Origin of the sequence: Streptomyces sp. SD31, from assembly GCF_052068475.1 — a bacterium.
In the GTDB taxonomy this organism is placed as follows: domain Bacteria; phylum Actinomycetota; class Actinomycetes; order Streptomycetales; family Streptomycetaceae; genus Streptomyces.
On the sequence record NZ_JBQHCX010000026.1, the window covers coordinates 1 to 19,396 of the forward strand.

Annotated in this window: 19 protein-coding genes; 12 read left to right on the top strand and 7 right to left on the bottom strand. The window is 69.2% G+C overall.

Annotated elements, in window-relative coordinates:
* Nucleotides 1–574: 574 nt before the first annotated feature.
* The 5 genes from ACTMVF_RS39630 to ACTMVF_RS39650 form a co-directional block, all read right to left on the bottom strand.
* Nucleotides 575–979 (bottom strand): hypothetical protein, encoded by a 405-nt coding sequence (locus tag ACTMVF_RS39630; protein WP_441275943.1) that lies wholly within the window; start codon nt 977–979, stop codon nt 575–577.
* Nucleotides 980–1,001: 22 nt separating this feature from the next.
* Complete coding sequence (locus ACTMVF_RS39635) at nt 1,002–2,462, bottom strand: replicative DNA helicase (RefSeq protein WP_441275944.1); 1,461 nt, start codon at nt 2,460–2,462, stop codon at nt 1,002–1,004.
* Nucleotides 2,463–2,557: 95 nt separating this feature from the next.
* The gene (locus ACTMVF_RS39640) at nt 2,558–3,796 is read right to left on the bottom strand and encodes a hypothetical protein (RefSeq protein WP_441275945.1); all 1,239 of its coding nucleotides are present in this window, start codon (nt 3,794–3,796) and stop codon (nt 2,558–2,560) included.
* Nucleotides 3,797–4,566: 770 nt separating this feature from the next.
* Nucleotides 4,567–5,340 carry a hypothetical protein gene (locus tag ACTMVF_RS39645; protein WP_441275946.1) on the bottom strand — a complete coding sequence of 258 codons (774 nt, stop codon included), beginning with the start codon at nt 5,338–5,340 and terminating at the stop codon, nt 4,567–4,569.
* 61 nt (nt 5,341–5,401) lie between these two features.
* Nucleotides 5,402–6,325 carry a sigma-70 family RNA polymerase sigma factor gene (locus ACTMVF_RS39650; RefSeq protein ID WP_441275947.1) on the bottom strand — a complete coding sequence of 308 codons (924 nt, stop codon included), beginning with the start codon at nt 6,323–6,325 and terminating at the stop codon, nt 5,402–5,404.
* Between the two features lie 466 nt (nt 6,326–6,791).
* Between ACTMVF_RS39650 and ACTMVF_RS39655 the strand changes: the two genes are divergently transcribed.
* The 12 genes from ACTMVF_RS39655 to ACTMVF_RS39710 all read left to right on the top strand — a co-directional run bounded on the left by ACTMVF_RS39655 (nt 6,792) and on the right by ACTMVF_RS39710 (nt 17,542).
* Nucleotides 6,792–7,178 (top strand): hypothetical protein, encoded by a 387-nt coding sequence (locus ACTMVF_RS39655; RefSeq protein ID WP_441275948.1) that lies wholly within the window; start codon nt 6,792–6,794, stop codon nt 7,176–7,178.
* 82 nt (nt 7,179–7,260) lie between these two features.
* Entirely contained in the window at nt 7,261–7,692 is a 432-nt protein-coding gene (locus ACTMVF_RS39660) for a hypothetical protein (protein WP_441275949.1), read from the top strand.
* A 55-nt stretch (nt 7,693–7,747) separates the two neighbouring features.
* On the top strand, nt 7,748–9,481 hold the full coding sequence (locus ACTMVF_RS39665) for a hypothetical protein (protein ID WP_441275950.1): 1,734 nt from the start codon (nt 7,748–7,750) through the stop codon (nt 9,479–9,481).
* Nucleotides 9,482–9,564: 83 nt separating this feature from the next.
* Nucleotides 9,565–10,107 carry a hypothetical protein gene (locus ACTMVF_RS39670; protein WP_441275951.1) on the top strand — a complete coding sequence of 181 codons (543 nt, stop codon included), beginning with the start codon at nt 9,565–9,567 and terminating at the stop codon, nt 10,105–10,107.
* The gene (locus tag ACTMVF_RS39675; RefSeq protein WP_441275952.1) at nt 10,107–10,529 is read left to right on the top strand and encodes a hypothetical protein; all 423 of its coding nucleotides are present in this window, start codon (nt 10,107–10,109) and stop codon (nt 10,527–10,529) included. Before ACTMVF_RS39670 ends, ACTMVF_RS39675 begins: the two co-directional genes overlap by 1 nt.
* Nucleotides 10,530–10,656: 127 nt before the next feature.
* The gene (locus ACTMVF_RS39680; RefSeq protein WP_441275953.1) at nt 10,657–13,041 is read left to right on the top strand and encodes a hypothetical protein; all 2,385 of its coding nucleotides are present in this window, start codon (nt 10,657–10,659) and stop codon (nt 13,039–13,041) included.
* Nucleotides 13,042–13,046: 5 nt separating this feature from the next.
* The gene (locus tag ACTMVF_RS39685) at nt 13,047–13,481 is read left to right on the top strand and encodes a conjugal transfer protein TraB (RefSeq protein WP_441275954.1); all 435 of its coding nucleotides are present in this window, start codon (nt 13,047–13,049) and stop codon (nt 13,479–13,481) included.
* Nucleotides 13,482–13,616: 135 nt separating this feature from the next.
* Nucleotides 13,617–15,959 (top strand): hypothetical protein, encoded by a 2,343-nt coding sequence (locus tag ACTMVF_RS39690; protein WP_441275955.1) that lies wholly within the window; start codon nt 13,617–13,619, stop codon nt 15,957–15,959.
* Between the two features lie 120 nt (nt 15,960–16,079).
* On the top strand, nt 16,080–16,556 hold the full coding sequence (locus tag ACTMVF_RS39695) for a hypothetical protein (RefSeq protein WP_441275956.1): 477 nt from the start codon (nt 16,080–16,082) through the stop codon (nt 16,554–16,556).
* A 13-nt stretch (nt 16,557–16,569) separates the two neighbouring features.
* Nucleotides 16,570–16,767: a hypothetical protein gene (locus tag ACTMVF_RS39700; RefSeq protein WP_441275957.1), complete on the top strand. Its 198-nt coding sequence runs from the start codon at nt 16,570–16,572 to the stop codon at nt 16,765–16,767.
* Nucleotides 16,764–17,096 (top strand): hypothetical protein, encoded by a 333-nt coding sequence (locus ACTMVF_RS39705; RefSeq protein WP_441275958.1) that lies wholly within the window; start codon nt 16,764–16,766, stop codon nt 17,094–17,096. The genes ACTMVF_RS39700 and ACTMVF_RS39705 overlap by 4 nt, the downstream gene beginning before the upstream one ends.
* Complete coding sequence (locus ACTMVF_RS39710; RefSeq protein WP_441275959.1) at nt 17,093–17,542, top strand: Pycsar system effector family protein; 450 nt, start codon at nt 17,093–17,095, stop codon at nt 17,540–17,542. Before ACTMVF_RS39705 ends, ACTMVF_RS39710 begins: the two co-directional genes overlap by 4 nt.
* A 78-nt stretch (nt 17,543–17,620) precedes the next feature.
* Here the strand turns inward: ACTMVF_RS39710 and ACTMVF_RS39715 are convergent, their stop codons facing one another.
* Both ACTMVF_RS39715 and ACTMVF_RS39720 read right to left on the bottom strand, forming a co-directional pair.
* Nucleotides 17,621–18,436 (bottom strand): hypothetical protein, encoded by an 816-nt coding sequence (locus ACTMVF_RS39715; RefSeq protein WP_441275960.1) that lies wholly within the window; start codon nt 18,434–18,436, stop codon nt 17,621–17,623.
* Nucleotides 18,437–18,492: 56 nt separating this feature from the next.
* Complete coding sequence (locus tag ACTMVF_RS39720; protein ID WP_441275961.1) at nt 18,493–19,278, bottom strand: ParA family protein; 786 nt, start codon at nt 19,276–19,278, stop codon at nt 18,493–18,495.
* Between the last annotated feature and the right edge of the window lie 118 nt (nt 19,279–19,396).

A 19,396-nucleotide genomic window follows, 5' to 3' on the forward strand; every position in this document is an offset into this window, starting at 1 on the left:
ACAGGAGGCGCTGGAAGCGCGAGAGAACACGTCAGGTCAAACGCCATCACCGGTGACACCTAGCGCTGGAAGTCACACAAGATCGGGAGCGGTTTCCGGCCCGCAGATGAACGCTCGGCCACGACGATGCAGGCACGGCTGAACAGCTCGACGACCCCCGCCACAGCGCGGCAGCAGCCGCTCCCCCTCAGCCCCTCCCCGGCCGTCCGGTCTGCTCACGCACCCCCGCCCCGAGACGGCGGCAGTACGGCGCCCAGCCCAACTCCGGCCCGCCACACGGGATGCCGGGCCCCGCCGGGCACCCCTCCCCTCCCCGCCAGCCCCTTGCTACGCGCACAACAGCGATGCCCGCCGGCCGGGCGACGGCTGGCCATGTAAACCCCGGCGGGATGCCGCCCGCCCCGTACGCCGCAGGTCCCCGCCTCCCGTTCCCCGTCGGGTCTCTCCACCGAGGCCACCTCCGGCTGGCACCCGCCGTGCGACCTTCGCCGTTCCCGCCCGTGGCCGGGAACGGCACAGGGGCCCGGCGAGACGCGCATCTCGCCGAGCCCCTGCGGGGTGTGCGCTGTCCGGCCTACGCCGAGCGGGCCGCCTCCTGCTCGGCCGCGAACTGGAGGGCGCACTGCACGTTGGCGTCGGCCAGCAGGGCGGCCAGCCGGTACATGTCGCCGAGTTCGGGGGTGCCGATGGAGGTCACCTCCAGCACCTCGCGCACGTTGCTGAGCGATCCGGAGAGGCTGAAGGCGGCCGGGCTGCGGGTGCAGCCGCGGTAGGTGCCCCGGTGGAGCTGCCCGAGCTCGCGGCGGGCGCGTTCGAGCCGGGGCAGGTTGACGGTGCAGCGCTCCGCCCCGCGCTGGGCCTTGATGACGGTGTCCAGGACCTGGCGCATGGCCGGGTAGACGCCGTTCCAGGCCACGGCGATCTCCTGGGCCTGCTCTGCGGGGATGTAGCGGTTGGTCACGCTGTCGGCGGTGAGCACGATGTTGGGTTCCTTTCCTCCGTCAGGCCTCGATGCCCATGTCCTTGATCCGGCTGAACCTTCCCTGGAACGCGCACGTCACGATGCCCGTCGACCCCTCGCGGTTCTTCGCGACCATGAGGTCGATCTCGCCCGCCCGCGGGCTCTCCGGGTCGTAGTAGTCCTCGCGGTGCAGCAGCACGACGGCGTCGGCGGCCTGCTCGATCTCGCCCGACTCGCGCAGGTCGGACAGCTGCGGCACCTTGCTCTCGCGACCCGTGGTCTGGCGCGAGAGCTGGGCGGCTGCGAACACCGGGATGTCGAACTCCAGGGCCAGTTCCTTCAGTCCGCGGGCGATGGCGTCGACCTCGTTGGTCCGGTTCCCGCCCCGGCTCTGCCCGTCCGGTTTGATGATCTGGAGGTAGTCGATCGCCAGGGCCGCCGGGAGCCGGTCCTCGATCTGCCAGCGGCGCAGGTTCGAGCGGATCTGCGGCACGGTGATGCCGCCGGGCGGGACAATCAGCCGCAGCGGCGAGTCCACGATCCGCTGGCGGACCCGGTCGTACTTGGTCCACTGCTCCTTGTCCATGGACCGGGTGCGCACGAAGTGCTGCCCGATCTCCGCCTCGGCGGCGATCAGCCGGTTCATGATCTGACGGCGGGCCATCTCCAGCGACACGAACGCGGCCGGACGCCCATGGACGATCGCCAGGTGGCGCATCAGGTCCAGCAGCGTCACCGACTTGCCCATTCCTGGACGGCCCGCGAACACCACCAGGTGGCCGGGCACCGTGGCCAGCATCAACTGAAGGTCGGCGTACGGCATCGGCAGACCGGGGTTCACGCCGGCGGCCTGGTCGTCCTCCCACTCCTCGACCAGCTCCTCCATCGGGGTGTCCCACCCGGCCGGGTCCTTGCCGGTGTCGAACTGCGCCTGCATCGCGAGGAGTTCGCTGGCGGCCCCCTCGATGACCTCTTCAGGTTCGAGCGTCGGGTCGTAGCCCATGGCCGCGACCCGGGTACCCGCCTCGACGGCCATCCGCAGCTTCCACTTGCCGCGCACGATGAACGCGTAGTACTCGGCATTCGCCGCCGTCGGCACCACCTGCACGAGGGTGTGGAGGTAGGACGCCCCGCCGACCTTGTTGATCTCACCGCTCACGGTGAGCGCGGCGGCGACCGTGATCGGGTCGGCGGGCTCGCCCTTGCCGTACAGCTCGACGATGACCCGGAAGATCGTCTGGTGCGCGGGCTTGTAGAGCTCGCGGCCGCTGAGCACCTCGACCACGTCGGTGATCGCGTCGCGGGACAGCAGCATCCCGCCCAGGACGGCCTGCTCCGCGTCCAGGTCCTGCGGCGGCAGCCGGTCGAAGAACCGGTCACCGGCCGAGCCCTCGCCACGGAAGGTCTCGGGCACCTCGGGCCGCTGCTGCGCCGGAAGCACTCGCTCGCCCTCGAACAGGTCGCCTTCGCTGTTCGGGCCCTGTGGTGTCATGCTGGTCATACGGATCTCTTCCTTCGAGGGTTGGGGTCTCAACGGCGGCCGGTTCTTCGCGGGAGCGGCCGCCGTTTGCGTGCGTCGGAATCAGGGGGTGCGGGTCAGACCACGGCGGGCTGACGGGCGCCGGGGTGGCACTCGGGGCACCGCACCAGACGGCCGTCGACCTTGCGGAACCGCTCGGCGGCGGTAGCGGGGCGCACACCGTCGTTGCACTCGCCGCACCAGTCCGCTACCGCTGGACGCTGACCGGGCACTGCCGCACCGCGCGGCGCCGGGCACTGCGGGTGCGTCTTCGCGCTGCCAAGGTCGAAGTAGCCCCTGGTGACCATGAAGGGCACCACGGACTCCGTCAGCCACTCCGCCGAGTCGCCATCCTCGAGTGCCTCCGCGGCGTCGGCGGCAACGGCAGCCAGGCGGCGGCGGTTGGGCCGGGTACCACGAACGTCCTTCCACTGCGTGGCGAAGGCCTCCGCCACAGCGTTCGCCGGGACGTCCTTCCCTGACTTCGCAGCAGCGGCAGGGGCGGGGGTGATCTTTTCCGGCGAAGCCGACATCTCTCTCTCCTCCGACACCTCCTCGGCCGAGACGGCGGAGGCCGCTGGGGCACCTGGGACGGTAGAGAGAGAGGCTTCTGAGAGAGAGCTTCTTAGAGGGTGATCATTTCCGCTGGTCAGAGCCAGATCCGTTCCAGAATTCTGGACCGCTGTTCCAGAATTCTGGAAAGCTGTTCCAGTTTTCTGGAACGGAGGGGTCGCACCGGCCTCCACCTGCTCTGTTCCAGTTTTCTGGAACGGCTCCCCGTCCGGGCCGAGTAGCCGGACCCGGGCCACGGCCTGACCGTTCGGCTCGGTCGTCGTCTCGGTGAGGTGGGTCGGCGGCTGCGGCGGGTTCTCCCGCCAGTCCGGCCGGTAGGCGTCGAGCTTGTCCCACGCATTGCGCCAGCCCGTGTAACGGGCCGACGGCGGGAGGTCCATGACCCGCATGCCCCGGGCGATCGCCATGGCGGCCTTCGCCTTGCCCTTGAGCTTCGACGCACCCTCCAGTTCGAGCGTGTCGCCGGGCAGGACCAGGTTGAGCTCCTCCAGGGTCTTCAACACGTCGTACATTGCCGAGACGGACAACGGCTTGTCGTTCGGCCCCGGCAGCAGCCAGCACATCTGATCGATAGTCATCCGCCGCATGCCACTACGCGGCCGCCGCCCGGCCTCGATCATCATCGAGCGCAGGATCGAGTAGAACCGGAACGCGGTGTGGGTGATCCCGGGCATGAGCATCACGTAGTCGCGGACCTGGGTGTAGCTCCAGTAGTCGGTGATGGTGCCGGTGAACTCGAACACGGCCTCGCCGGCCGGGTCGTCCTCGGCGCGCAGCTGGCTCGTCATCGGGCCACCGCCTCGGCGGCCTGGACGACTGCGGCGTCGGTACTCGCGACCGACCGAGTCGGTGCGGCGACGCTTCGTGTCGCGGGGCGGATGTGGAACATGGTGCGGGGTCTCCCCTACGAGTGGTTTGGGGAGCCGCAGACCGGCAAGTGACGGAAAAGGATGAGTCGACCTGGGGCACGCTGCTGCGTGCCGGCCAGTGCTCGCTCTATCCTGGGGGTGGTGACCTCGGGCCTGGCAGGGCTCGGGCCCCGGCGTCACGCCGACCTACGACTCAGGCTTGTGGAGGGCTGAGAGTCGTCGACTGAGATGGCCGCTCTGCTGGCAGGCAGGGCGGCCATCGGCGTTTCAGGGGGCACGCGCTGGCTGCGGAGTGCTGCTCAAACCGCCACCTTCGACGGTCTTCGCGGACGGGAATTGCCATCCTGCGATCTTGCAACGCAGCCGAGGTAGAGGCGAAGGCGTTTTCGGGCGTGGCGCTCGCTTGTGTACGGGGGTGTGTCGGTTCCTGGCCATGCTGTGGTGCCTCTCTGGTTCCGTTGGTTTCACCGCTGCCGCGGTTACTCGGATCAGTGCGGTACCGACCACCACAATCGGCCACCGCTTGGTGCAGTGCTTCCGGAAGTTGCTGGGGAGAAGCCTGCGTCGTCGCGCATTCTCCTCCTCCGGCGCGGGCTTCGTGGGCACACGCTCAATTTCGGAGTGTCGCTGGACATCTTCCCTGCTCATGACAGTCCCGGCTGCCCGATGGTGACGTATGCGGCGGTGGCGTCGTCAGAGCGCTTGAACCGAGGCCATCGGTAGCCGGTGGGGTCAGATAGTTCAGCTTCGCGGGTCCGAGTGATCAACATGGCTGGGCCCTCGGTGCGCAAGAGCGTGAGGAGGTCGGCCCAGCTAAGGATCCCGAAAGAGTCGACGAGACGGCTTGCTCCGTCGGTGAGCAGCGCGGCCTGCTGTACGCGTTCGAGTTCCACGGATCCGGTGATCGCCTCATCCGCTGCTGCCGGATTGGTGGCTGCGACCCAGTAGCCACCGGGCTTGTTGCGAAGGTTCCGCTGGACCGAGACGAGCTTTGACACGCGGGCTGTGTGCTCGGGAGTGCCGGTGGGTCCCTGAAGGGCTGCCTGCATCTCCTCGGTCGCTGTCTCTTCCACGCGCTTGTCGACGATCGTCTTGATGCCGGCGGTTCCGAGATCGAGCACCAAGACGTTGTCGGAAAGCACCAGATAGTCGAGGAAGCGGCCCCGCTCGCGGATCATTACCACGGTCGAAGCGGGCACGGCCTCCTGGTCCAGGTCACAGGTGTCACGGTGCAGGTCGTTGACCACAGCGATGGCGCGGCGTAGAGCCTCGCGGAGGGAGACCGCATCATCACCAATCAGGTTGATCAGGGTGGTCCCGAGTTGCCTGACGAACCATGGGGTGCCGTGCATGCATCCCATGGGCAGATCCTTCGGGGCGGACAGGCCGTCCAGCACGACGACTCCGGTGGGGCTCACGTGGACTGTGTCCTCGTTCGCGGTTCCCGCACCTGGGGTCGATGCCACGGATACCTGCACGTCAGGCCCCTTCCGGGCGGTAGAACGGCGTGATGCGCTTGCTGGAGGTGATCTCTAGCGTGTCGGGGTCGAACGTACTGGAGATAAGGGTGGAGAAGCGCTTCGCCTTCAGCTCCCTGTGCACGTTGGACAGCTCATTGTTGAGCCAGTGAACGACGCCGCCGGAACCGCGGGCGTGAATACCGGCGATGTAGAGGAACGTGCCTTGACCGTCAGGGCGCGGGAGCCGACCGAAGTATGCGACGTCACTGTTGCCGCCGTGGTCCATGGGCGACCGGTAGACCTCGCCGGTCTTGCGGTCGGTCAGGTACCAACCGTCGTCGTCCTTGTCGAACCGCAGGTGAGGGTCACCTTCGAGGATCTGCTCAATCAGGGGCGACAGCCGAGGGCCACAGATGACAACGAGGTTGTTGCGGTTGAGTCGCACGTTGCCCCCGAGCGGGATGCGCTCGAAGGTGATCTCCAGGCCGACGTCCTCGGCCAGCTCCCGCAGATGTTCATAGGTTTGGAAGTCCTCCGTGGCGATCACGGGTCCCTGAACCCGCTTGTCGCGGCCGTCCTCCAGCTTGCCGTGTTCCAGCTTCTCGGCGAGCGCCACGATGACCTTGCCGGAGCCGAGGAACAGACGCTCTGGAGGAGCACCCTTGGCGAGTTGACTCACTCGCCCCTTGCTCATGCGGAGCTCCGCCGCCAGTTGGGTGCTGTTCAGCTCCCCGACTCGCAGAGTCTCGTTCATCGCTTCGTTGCGCACCGCCTGGAACTCGCTGCCGTACTCCTGCACCCGACCGGCAAGTCCGTGGGCGGCTTTGGCCCTCTGTAGAGGGTCCGCCAGCTCCTTGAGCTGGGACAAGACGACGTCGACCGCTGCTTCGAGCTGTTCCTGCAGCTCGGGCAGCGGAGCCGCGTCGCGCTGTTCCTTCTCCATCAGTGCCTCCTTTCGTGACTCATGTTTACCGCACTAAACGGCATCTGTTCAAGGTGGTTGACTCCTTGCGGAATGACGCCCTATGGTTTCGGTACGCGATCGGTTTAGGGCGCTAAATCGTGCCGTCGCGTTGGCTATACCTGCACTTCGAGCGCCCACATGGCGGCGTCAGAACCAGGTCCCACGGGGCTGAAGCTGGCTGGCTGCTTGTTTCTTGAGAACTCAACAGCGTGCCAATTGAAGCGATTTGGGCTTGAGCTGCCGGGCTCCCCTCCTCAGAGGAGAGCCCGGCACATCCCCCAAAAGCCGAGGTCATGAAGGGCGAGCCCGTTTGGCAGGGCTTCGCAGGGTTCGATTCCCGCTCGCCTACCGCGCCGACCCCAGTACGGCGCGACCCCCGGCACGGCGTTGCAGCGCCATACGTGCCGGGGGTCCACGGATCCATCCCAGCTAGGAGCTGATCCGCATGACCATCATGCCCTCCCACCTGCGCCTGAAGTCCACCGGTGTTGCCGAGGACCTTCAGGACGCGGTCGCTGACGTGTTCCCTCTGTTTGAGGCGGTTCAGGGTCTGGCCCGTCTCGGGGTCCGCGTCGAGTTCACGGTGGCGCCCTCGAAGATCCTCGCCACCATCACCGTCACGCCGGACGCGGTACAGGTCCTGCCGGCGCTGCTGGAGTCGCTGGACGAGGCCCGCCCCGGGTCCCTCCCCACCGGCCAGCTCATCGTCAAGGGCTCGATGTGCCAGCGCACGGTCATCCTGACCGTGCTCATCCCGTTCGGCTGGGTCACCCCGACCGAGCTCGCGGTACTGACCGGCACCGCTGACGCCGACCCCTCCGGCCTGCTGTGAGCCCGTTCCCCCTCGGGGACGTCGCTCCCCGGCAGATCCGACTCGTACGAGACGCCCTGATGGGCGGAGAGGTGGTCAACACATGAGCACAAACACGCTGGACAGCAAGCAGGCCCACTCCCTCGACGTCTTCCGGCGTCAGGTCGACGTCGCCAAGTGGAACGGCGCCCGTTGGGAGTCGTACGAGACCCACGTCGAGATTGCCCGGGCCCACGGCCCGATCGGCAGCTTCACCGACAAGGCCCACCGCCGTACGGCGGTGGTCGCGCTCCTCGCCTACGGCTTCGCGCTGTACGCGGCGATCGAGCTGATGGAGGCCCTGGGGTTCCCGGCGAGTGAGGACCTCGACAAGCGCCTGAGTGAGCTCGTCACCGGGCCGCTGGCCAAGGCTGAAGCGCGTCTTGGCCGGGAGGGTGACCTGCTCTTCCGGCTGAAGGCGGAGCGCAGGAGCCGGTTCGTCGTCACCTGGTTCGACCGCTTCGCCGGGCGGCTTCCCCGCCTGACCCGGGGCTGACGGACCGCCCGGTGGCCACTTCCCCGGTGGCCACCTGAGTACGAAAGGAGCTGACGTGGCGGGCCGTGTAGGAACAGCCACCCGCAACAGGTCGAAGAAGTCGACGCCTCGGACCACCAGGACCAGGACGTCGACCGCACAGACCCCGCCCGCACAGCGCACCTCGACGACGGCGGCCGCCACGGCGGCCGCCCCGCTGGTGCACGACGAGGCGGACCCCCGTATCGCAGACCTGCACGACCGGGCTGCCGACATGCGGGACCTGGCGGCCGACATCCTCGGAGCGGCCCGGAAGGCGGCGGCCGACGAGGCCGCGGAACTGATCCGGACCGCAGAGGAACAGGCCGATGCCATCCGGCAGGCGGCGGCCACCGACCGCCGTACGGCTCAGGAGGACGCGGACAACGTCCGCGCCCAAGCCGACCGCTCGGCCAAGGACACCGCGAAGACTGCCGAGGAACAGGCGCAGGCCCTGCTCGCCGACGCGGAACAGCGGGCGAACGAACTCGCGGAACTGCGCCGGGCTTCGGCCGATGCCGCCTACCGCAACGCTCTGGCGGACGCGGCCCGGATCCTGGGCGAGGCCCAGGAGCAGGCGAGCGAGGTCAAGGCGGCCCGCGCGGCCGTTGAGGCCGAGACAGACCTTCACCGCAGGCGTGCCCTGCTCGAACTCGACGAGAAGCTCGCCGCGCGGCGAGGGGAGATCGAGGGCGAGTTGGCGGAGCTGAAGGAGAAGGTCCTTCGCGAGGCCGAGGACGAAGCCGACGCGATCCGGGCTCAGGCGGAGCGGGAGGCCGGACAGCTCGGCGAACGGGCGGCCGCCGAGGCCCTGCGCTTGCGCCGGGAGGAGGAGGAGCGGGCCCGGGCGGCGGTCGCAGACATCCGCCGCGAGGCCGACCAGACCCTCAAGGAAGCCAAGGAGACCCGCTCGGAGGTCGGCCGCGAGCTGGCGACTGCGCGGGAACAGCGCCAACTCGCCGAGCAGCGCGCAGCGAAGCTGGACCGCAGCCGCAGCCGGGCAGCGGTGGTCAAGGAGGCCAGCATCTGGGTCGCCCTGACGGCGGCGATCCTGCTGACGGCGTCCGGCGAGTGGCAGTTCGCCCGGCTCGTCGGACTGGGCGACACTCCGATCGGAGACGCGGCCTGGGCCCTGCCCGTGGGCCTGGACGTGTACGCCATCACCGCGTTCCGCACGAAGCGCGACGTGCCGTTCGCTCTCGGGCTCATGGCGGCCACGAACATCACGTATCACGTGGCCGACATGACCGGCGCTGGCATGGACGTCGTCGACGGCCGGGAGCACCCGAGCGTGTGGCTGATCATCGTCGCGGTGATCGTTGTGATCGCCATCGTGTGGCGCGTCCACCGCCTCCTGGAGGACGGCCACGACGAGCCTGCCCCCGCACCCGCCGCGTCCGGTAACCCGGCCGGTGGCTCCCCCGCCGGGGTGTCCGCGGGCGGCACCGGTAGCGGCTCTACCGGTACCGGTAGGCCGACCGGCAACCGGGCTTCTACCGGTACCGGTAAGTCGACCGGTAAAGCCGGGCCTACCGGTAGCGGTAAGTCGGGTTCTACCGGTGGCAGTTCCCGCACCGGTAGCGGGAGCCGTGCCGGTGGCGGTAAGCGCTCCGGCGACCTGCCTACCGCCCAGCAGCGGCAGGCGGTACGGGACCGGGCTACCGCGCTCATCGCTGCGGGCGAGAAGCCCTCGCCTACCGCTCTCGCCGCCGAGTTCGGCGGCCTCGACCCCGAGTGGGTTCGCAACCAGATCCGCGCCGTCAGTCCCTGACGGCGCGGCGTGTACCGCCGCGGGCACGGGCCCGCTTTCTGCCCCCGACAGACGGCGGGCTCCACCCCGAGAAGGAGTCACTCGTGACCGAGATCAACAAAGTGGGATCCCAGGACCTCACGCCCCTGCTGAACGTGACGGTGCTGAGCAACTGGACGCTCGACCGGCAGGGCGAGCACAACAGCGACCTCTCTACGTACGAGCGGGGGCTGGCCACCTTCCAGACGGCGCTCCGGTCGCAGCACGTTGAGGGCGACCGGGCGGGGCTGCTGGGCTCCTGGCAGCGGGCCAGCCGGGCACGGAAGGTCCTCAAGCCCTGGAAGAAGCTGGTCAAGTCGCAGAGGGACGCGGCCGCGGCCGCCGAGGAACTGCGCGTCGCGTACGCGGACCACGTCGCCCTGGTCGCCGCGCTGCCCCAGCAACGCCGGGACAAGGCGCTGGCCAGGCAGAACCGCAAGCAGGCCGTCGGCGCCGTGGCTGCCAAGTCGCTGCACAAGACGGCGTCGACCATGACGCCGAGCGCCTCGGAGGACGAGAGTAGCGGTGAAACCGCTGGTCAGGGGTCTGTTCCGGCCCAGTCCGGCCAGATCCGGGGCATCAACGACCTGTTCCATAAGGCGGGTTGATGCTCCCCTCCGCTGAGCGCAGCCGGGCCAACCAGACCTCGCACTGGTCGGCCCGGCAGGCGGACCAGGTTGCTCGGGGCACTCGGGGGCTGGCCGCCTCTTGGTGGGAAAGCGCCAAGAGGACCGCGTCTGACCAGGCACAACGCGGAAACGCGGCGGCCTGGGAGGCGCTGGTGCAGTACCTGGAGAGCTACTGCCAGCAGCACGGCCCGCGGCCCGACGGCGACAGCCGCAGCCTGGCCAACCAGAACAAGCACTTCGGCGACCGGCTGGCGGCGGCCCGCCACCCGGCTAGGCGGGCTTCGGCCTGGTGGGACCGGGCGCGCTCGATCGCCGCGAAAGCCGAACGGGAGGGCGACGAGGAGGCCTGGAACATCCTGTGCCGCTTCCTGGAGAACTACGCCCAGCACTACGCGCAGTAACCATCACCATCACCATCACCGCGACGGGCGGCCCGGATGGGGCTCCCAAGGCGGGCGCGCGGGCGCACGGGCGCGCGGGCGCGCGAGGATCCCCCATCCGGTCACTGTCTGTCAAGTAGGAGACCCCGTGGACGACGACCAGAATGTGCTCACATTCCGGCCCCGGAGCGGCGCTCCCCCCGGGCTGCCTCCGCTCCCCGGAGGCGCCCCGCCGTCTCCGCCGGCCACTCCCCCGACCCTCGGCGGAGCCACCCCGGCACCGCCCACCGCCCCGCCGCCCCCGGCTACCGCGCCGGACGACGACGGGGCGGGCCTCTTCCCGGCCCGCACACGCCGGTCGGCGGCCGACTCGCTGGCCGCCGCGACAGCCGGTCCCCCGGCGTTGCCTCCGGTCCCCGGATCCGCCCCGGCCGGGACGGTCGCCCTCCGCTCGGAGGGCGCCGACGACACAGAGGGAGACCCGCAGACCCCGGGCCTGGGAGCGCTGAGCTTGGCGGCCACGCTGGCCATCGCCCTGGCGGCGCTGCGCGGGACCGTGACGTTCGTACAGGACTGGAACACCCGGCGCCTGGCCCGGGAGGCGGAGACCGCTCCGCTGCGCGAGGCTCGCCTTAAGCGGCAGGTAGCCGCCGAGGAAGTGGCCGCCAAGCTGGAGGGCGTCAGCGGTAAGGCCGCCCAGCAGCGGGCCAAGCAGGTTCCCTCCAGCCAGGACTTCGGCCGCAAGTCCCTCAGCGGCGGCCGCGGTTCGCTCCTGGGCGGGGGCGGCCGCGGTGGCGGTGGCGGGTCCACCGGCCCGGGCCGAAGCGGCAAGTCCGGCCCCGGGTCCGGCTCGACGGGTCCCGGCGGCAGCAAGGGACCCTCGGGTAAGTCGCCCTCGACGACGACACCGTCCCGCTCGACCTCCGGCAGCGGCAAGTCCGCCGGCGGAACGAGCGGATCGGGCAAGGGCGGGTCGGGCCCGAAGTCCGGCTCTTCCGGCTCGGGCTCGAAGGGCGCCGGGAAGGGCTCTGGCAAGGGCATCAAGTCCCCGACCGACGGCAAGTCCCCCAGCCCGAACGCCTCCAGCCCCTCGCTGGAGCGCGCCCGCGGCCGCCAGGAGCGGAAGGCGGCCGGTCAGCAAGCCAAGGCTCAGCGGCGCGCGGACCGGCAGGGGGCCCGGCTGGACAACCGGGCGAAGGACCGGGACGCCGCCCGCGACCGCAAGAACCGCGTCGCGGACGCCCGGCAGGACACCAAGGACCGGATCCGTAACGCCCGGGCTGACGCGAAGGAAGCCCGGAAGGAGCAGGTACGGCAGGACCGGTTCGAGGCCAAGCAGAAGGAACACAGGGCACGAGCCAAGGCCCGCCGGAAGAAGAAGGCGGCGGCGGCCGCCGCCGACGCGGGCCGCACCACCCTCGGTCAGGCCGTGGCCAAGGCGGCAAGGCGGCGACTGAAGAAGCGCCGCCGCAAGCTCGCCCCGCCGATCCTGACCACCGTCCCGCGCAAGAAGGGCCGGAAGAAGACCAAGCCCGGTAGCCCTGCGGCCACAGGCTCGGGTTCGGGAGCCTCCACCGGCTCGCCGAAGGCGCCGACCGGCAAGAAGGGCCCAGGGGCGAAGAAGAAGCCCCGGGTGAAGGTCAAGACCAGGAAGACCGGCAAGACCCGCCTCGGCAAGGGCAAGGGCTCCGCCACCGGCTCGGGCCCCGGCTCGGGCACCGGCTCGGCAAAGACGCCGAAGACTCCGAAGGCGCCGACCGGCAAGAAGGGCCCAGGGGCGAAGAAGAAGCCCCGAGTGAAGGTCAAGAAGCCCAAGGCCAAGAAGACCTCGACCGGGACCGGCACGACGTCGTCGACCGGTTCTGGAACCGGGTCTGCTGGCAGCGGCTGGGAGTTCTGGACGCCCCCGCCCCGGGGTGAGCGCAAGAGCGCTGAGGACTCCATGCGCGACGCCGATCCCAACAGCCAGACGGTATGGATCGCGGAACCGGTCTTCGGCCCTGGCTACCAGGCTCCCGCCCGGGAGCCGCTGACTACCGGTGCCCGGGGGCTTCCCTCTGGCTCCACTACCAGCACAGCGATCAAGAAGGAGGCGTCAGTGAGCGCATCCGGATCATCCCTGCCCACCCTGCGCTCCATGGCGTCGTCCGAGCACATGACGGAGGTGACCCTCGACGACGTCCTCGACAAGCTCGCCGACTCCAAGAAGCAGTGCCTGAAGACGTACGACGAGTGCGCCAAGCTCGCCGACAAGGCGGTGAAGCTGCGCAAGCAGTTCCTGGAGCTCTCCCAGGAACTCGCGCAACGGCACAACGTGATCGGTCGGCTCACCTCCCGCGCGATGGCGCGGCTGGCGGAGTCCATGGACCTGATCAGAAAGAAGGCCCTGGAGATGCGCGCCAAGTCGCTCGCGGCCGCCGAGGCCGTGGAGGTCGCGCACGACGAGATGCACGACGCCTACAAGCCCGTGCAACAGGCCACCGCCGACGCGGGCCTGGTCATGCCGTCCGCCCGTATCCACAACGAGGACTGAGCGCCATGAGCGAAATCGAGTCCTACAAGGCCCCCGCCGTGCCCGCCCTGCGTACCGGCGGCGGGGCGCTGTCCTTCATGCGACTCCTGGGCAGCATGGTCACCCTGGTCGGGCAGGCCGTTGCTCTCAAGGAAATGGCCCATCTGCTGAGTTCGCGCATGAAGAAGGACGCCGACGACCACGACAAGATCTCCGAGATGTGCGCGGAGGCCGAGGTCGAGCCCCGTTTCACCGGGCTGATCGTCGATGCCGGAGCGGCACTTCGAGAGGTGGCCACCGCCTCCGGGGAACTGTCGGGCGCCGCCGACCAGTTGGCGACCAACGCCAAGGCCTTCGGCAGTGCCCACAAGACCGAATACCAAGGCATCTACGAAGCCGTGCGGGCGGCCAAGCGACGAGGAGTCCGGCAGGCAAAGCCGGGCTTCTACCGCACGCGCTGACCGCGTCACCAGGAAAAGCGCAGCACGTCACCGGTCGGCCCTGACCGATTCCCGCAGGGCCGACCAGCGAGGGGTCCGGCATTCCAGCCGGGCCCCTCCCTCTTTCCCTATTCCGCCCCGGCCACGGAGAACGAATTGACCACCGAGATCGAAAAGACTGATGCCGCCCCCGCGGCTGACGGGCGGCTGACCCCGAAGGGCGCCCGTCGCCTCGCCATCGTCGAGCGCCTTGCCTACGGTGCCGCCGGTACCTGGGCGGCCGCTGGCCCCATCATGGAAGTGCCCTGGTGGGCCCACGGCGCGACCGTAGCCGCCGGCGCCTTGACCGGCTGGCGGCTGTGGCGGCGCACCCGCGCCGACGACGGACCCGGCCTGCTGGTCTCCACCTACCGCTCCCTGCCGGTCCTCGGATGGTCCGGCAGCTACACCGCGGGCCTACTCGCGCCGCACCTCGACTACCCCAACGGCTGGCCCATACTGGCCGCCGCGACCTGGACGTCCGCGATGGCCTGGGCCGTGCCGCTCACCCGGTCGCTCGGCCTGCGCCGCATCGTCGAGCAGCTGCCAGAGCACAGCGCGGCCCTGGACACGGTCCAGGGGCAGGTCGAGCCCGTACCGACCACGTACTTGGGCCACCTCAAGCAGATGTGGGCCCTGTCGTCCGCGACCGGCGACACGACGCTGGAGAAGATCCACCAGTTCCAGCCCGATGAGCCGGACTTCGAGTGCTACATCCTCGCCCCGCCCGGGCAGGCCGTCCCCAGCACGGTCAACGAGCACAACATCGCTGCCGTCTTCGACGTCCCCGTGGCCGCAGTGACGATCGCCTCGGTCGACGGCTACGGCCCCGGCCGCCTCTACCTGCGCGTCGCCCCCAACAAGGCAAAGCGGGAAGCCGAAACGCGCTCCGCACAGGAAGGCCTCGTCCAGCTCTGGGCGGACCGAGTCTCCGGCCCGGGCGGCGCGGCCCCCGGGATGAACCTGATCGACTTCAAGGTCAGCGAGGAACGAGACCGCGTCCGCATCCTCGTCGAAGCCGAGGACAGTGAGCTGATCAACCTGCCCCGCCTCAAGATCGCCCGGGCCCTCCAGATGGACGACCCCGAACTCCTCATGATCGAGACCGACGGTCTCGGTCGCGGTGTGGTCACCATCTACAAGGAACACCCGCTGATCAACATCCGTGAGGCCACCGCCGAAGACCTCACGATGGGGCCGGACGGGCTGGTCACGGTCGGCCTGCGGCACGACGGCCGTCCGTTCAAGATGCCGCTGTACGACCCGGAGATGGGAGCCCTCACCGACCTCGCGGTCGGCGCCATGGGCTCGGGCAAGAGCGTCTTCCTGCTCACCGTCCTCATCGCCGAGCGCCTGAGTGGCGTGATCTCCCTTGTGGCCGACGCCCAGTCCGGCATGTCGCTCCCCGAAGCGAAGGGCAGGGTCTACCACTTCGGGGCAGGCGTCGCCGCCATGGGCGCCACGCTCGCCGCCGCCTGCGCCGTGGCCGACTATCGCGAGCAGGTCAGCTCCGCCAAGGGCTGGGGCTCCTTCAAGCTCAACGAGCCCTGGCGCCTGGCGAATGTCACCCTCGACGAGATCAACATGGTGCTCGGCGAACAGGCCCTCGTCCCGGCGGAGTTCCGCAAGTGGATCACCGGCATGATCGCCCGGCTCCAGCAGACCGGCCGGAAGTTCGGCTTCGGCATCCGCTTCGCGGGCCAGTCGATCCACGTCACCGACCTCGGTGACGCCGAGAAGATCCGCGCGAATGCAAAGCAGGGCACGGTCTGGATGGGCCGGGTCAACTCCACCATGACGCAGACTATGGCCGCCGACATGGTCACCGACGGCACCGAGATCACCCCGATCCGCCGGTTCTTCGGCTCGATCTCGGAGGAACTGGAAGCAGCCTGGGACGGCCGGGACGTCCCGCCTGGACCGATCACGGCGGGCATGGCCTGGGGCCTCCAGGGCGGCAGGGCCATCCTGATGCGGGTCTTCAAGGCCCTCAAGAAGGACCGGACCTACCCGCACCTCATCAAGCTGTTCGAGACGCAGCCGGTCATCCCCGGCTTCACTCCCGAGGAAGACCGGATCTTCCAGGCCGCCTACGCCCAGGCCCTCGCCGACGCCGAGCGGTTCCTTGCCGGTGAAGAGGACAGCGAGGACGACGAGGACGAAGAGGGCGGCAGCCGCCGGCGCAAGAAGAAGGCGAAGAAGTCCATCACCTCGGCGCCCACGGTCACCGCCGCCCCCAAGACGCTGCGCGACAAGATCCTCGAAGCCCTCGACGACGGCGAAGTCCACCTCACCAGGGACATCCGCCGCGCCGTCGGAGTCGGCACCGAGGACGGACCGGCCGCTGGATCCGTCGACACCGCCCTCGGCCGCCTCGCCGCCGAGGGACTGATCGTCAGCACTGGCCACGGCAAATGGCAGCTCGTCCCCGACCAGCCCGACGAGGGCCCCGAGTCCTGACCCGCCATGGGGCGGCCGTACCGGCCGCCCCTCCTCGCCGAACACACCGACGCGGGGCCGACCGCGCCCATCACGACCGATCGGCCCCGCCACTCCCCCAGAGACGAAGGAGCACAACAAGTGCAGCACAGCGACACCGCGCGCACGGCCAAGACCGCCAACTGGCAGGCGATGAGCCCCGAACTCGCCGAGGCAACGGCCAAAGAGATCATCCGCAACGCACTCCACGAAGAAGAGCGCGTGTCGACCGCGCCCGTCCGGCAGCCCGACCGTCGCATCATCCCCGAATGGGCCGTCGGTGTCGCCGTCGCCTCCATCGGCGTCGGCGCTGGCGTCACGCTTATCGGCTGCGGCGTCTGGCTGGCCTGCAAGGGCATCGCCTCCGTCTCCCTGACGTCCGTCCTCTTCGTGACGCTGCCCATCGCCGCGGTGGCCGCCGTCGTCACCGCCGTCGGTACCGCCGTCAAGGGAGCCAGGGCCGCCCGTACCGAGCACCACCACCACTACAAGGGCGACGTCTACCAGGACAACAGCAAGAACAGCAGCAAGACCACCGGGCTGCTCGCCCAGACCAAGAACGACAACCGGCACCGCTGACGAGAGGGAAACCGTGCGCCGCCTGACCTTCACCCGCTCCCGCCGAGCCCTCTTGCGCTCCATCGCCGCCCTGCACGACCGGGCCAGCGCCCACAAGACCCGCGCCGACATCGCCGAGCACCGCATCGAGCGGGCCCTGGCCCTGCTCGATGAACGAGGCGTCGCACACGACGACGCCCTCCGCCTCACGCTCAAGGGGGAGCTGCTGTGACCAAGCCCGCCAACGTCTTAACGGCTGTCCTTGAGGCCCACGGAGCAAAGTGCGCCTGCCGCGGAGGCTGCGGCACCGAGCACAGCGGCCGGCAGTGCGCCGCCACCAACAGCGGCAAGGGCAAGCCCCTTCTCGCTGCCCCGCAGTACCCGAACGCCAGCGACACCCAGAACGCGGCCGCACCGTTGGAGGACCTGCGTCCGTGGTGCTGGAAATGCTGGCGCGACGCCCTTGAACGTGAGCGGGAACGCGCCGCCGACCAGCGGCGCCGTGAACTAGAAGAGGGGCAGGTCAGTCTGTTCGGCGCCGACTGGGGGTCCGCCGCGTGACCGACATCGACGCCCGCCTGGACGCGGCCACTACCGCTGTCCTCGCCGAGATCAGCCGCACCGACGCCAAAAGCGGGGTACTGCTCACGGCCTTCTCCCTGCCCCTGGCCGCACTGGTCGCCGCGATGCCCGGCCGCACGCTGCCCGGCGCCTCCGGCCTCCTGGTCGGCGTCGGCACCGTCGGCCTCCTCGTAGCGATGCTCGTCGTCCTCTTCGTGGTCCGGCCCCGCCTCGGCGGGGCCGCCCGCGGCTCGTACTTGTACTGGTCGCTGTGCACGACCGAGGAACTGGTGGCGGACCTGAAGGTGCCGACGAACCAGGCCCAGCACGTCATCCACCTATCGAAGATCGCCAAGCGCAAGTACCGCGGGCTCCGGCTCGCTGGTGACATCACGGGCGTCTCGTTGGTCGCCCTCGCGGCCGCGCTGCTGGCGGCCCTGCTGTAACCCGCTCGATCGGCACGCATCGCACACAAAGGCGGGCCCCATCCTTCGGGACGGGGCCCGCCTTTGTGTTTCCGGGAGTTACGCGGCTGTCGCCTCTTCTCCGCTTGCCGATTCCTTCTCGGTGCCGCCTACCTCGACTGCGGTCTCAGCCTCGATCGTGACCGTGATCCCCGCAGCCGACGAAAGCACTTCGATCAGTGACTTCACGGCAGTGCGAGCCCGCTCGGGGTCGTGCTTCACGGCGGCCTCCACCGTGTCCGCGTCGAAGGTCCTGGCCGCCTTGGCGAGGGCCCTGACCGCCTTCACGGGGTCGGGGGCAGATGCCGTGCGGACCTCACCTTCGAGGGATGCCAGGTAGGCGAGGACTGCCTCCTCGGTCTTCGCCTTATGACCGATCGCCGCCTTGGGCAGCGCCTCCACGGCCCCCTGGATGATCGCTGCTGTCAGCCCTGCACCCTTGACCTTCAGTAGCGCCAGGTACAGGTAGACCGCCGCCTGCACGCTGTGCGTTTCGACCAGCGGTACCAGAGCCCACGCCTGCCCGTATCCGAGCTTCTTGGAAACAATTGTTTCCAATCCGCCGCCCGGCTTCGCATGGAACAGCGCCTCGGCCACGCGCCAGGTACGGATCAACTTGCCCGCGTACTGGGGCGTGATGTCCCACTTGGCCTGTGTGTATTCCTCGAAGGTGTCGAACTCTGCCCGATACAGCCGGGCGTCCCGAACCACTTGAAGTGCCTTGCCTCCGGCCCAGAAGGCGAAACGAAGGTTCTCGATCGCGGCTTCGCACTTGACGTACAGGTCCTGCTCTTGTGCGATCAGCGCTGGAGTGTCGGTGAGCTGCCTGCTGGGGAGCTTGTCGGAGTCGCCGAGCGCACGTGCCAGCTCGACCACGTTGTCCGGACGCCCGGGAGCCGTCGGGGCTCCACCTACGGTGATTGCCTTACCCATCAGAGCATCTGCTCCATCGTCAGGGCCACGCGCATGAAGTCTTCCCGTGCGTTCAGGGCCGTGCCCGACATCTTGTATTCGGTGACCAGGGTGCCGTTCTCGTAGGCGTGCTCGTGGATGGTGTACCGGCGGATCGGGTCGGCGACGCGCGGGTAGTTCCGCTCGTCGATCCAGGCCTTCACCTTGTTCAGCTGCTTCTCGTGCTTGTCCTTGCCGGGGTCGTGCATGTTGATCACGACCAGGAAGGGGATACCCCTCGGCTTGAGGACGCGCTCGATGGTGAACTCGCACTCGTCCCAGGTGATTTTGGACGGGGTGATCGGGACGATGGCCAGGTCCGCCACGTCCAGTACCTCGCGTAGGGCGTCAGCCGTCCGGCTCTCGCCCAGGGGGTCGGCCCCCCATTCGGCGTCGGGGTCGACGTCCAGGAAGCCGGGGGTATCAACGATGATGCGGCGTCGCTCGGGGTCCTCCACGATGCTTGGCAGGATGCCGAGCTTGCTCTTGGTGACGACGTAGTCGAACGGCAGAGCCTCTTCGCGCACGCCTGCACACCACTTCTCCAGGGTGCCCTGGACGTCGATGCCGGCTGCGACGATGGGGGAGCCTGCCGAGTCGTCGTCGTTGGTCAGCACTGCCGACCGGCCCGCACAAGCGGCCGTGTTGACGGCGATCGTGGACTTACCTGCGCCGCCCTTCTGCTGAATGACGACGATTACTCTCGCCGCTTTGCCGTGACGCGGCGTCGGGTCGACCGCCGCTTGCAGGGTTGTGGGTGTGCTCATTCTGTGGCCTTCCGTGATTTCACCGCGCGGTGCGGCTACTCGGATCGCCGCACAGCTTGCCAGACATTCGTGGCCACGGTGGTCACCCTCCCGTTACGGGGGCGGCGTGGGGGGCTGA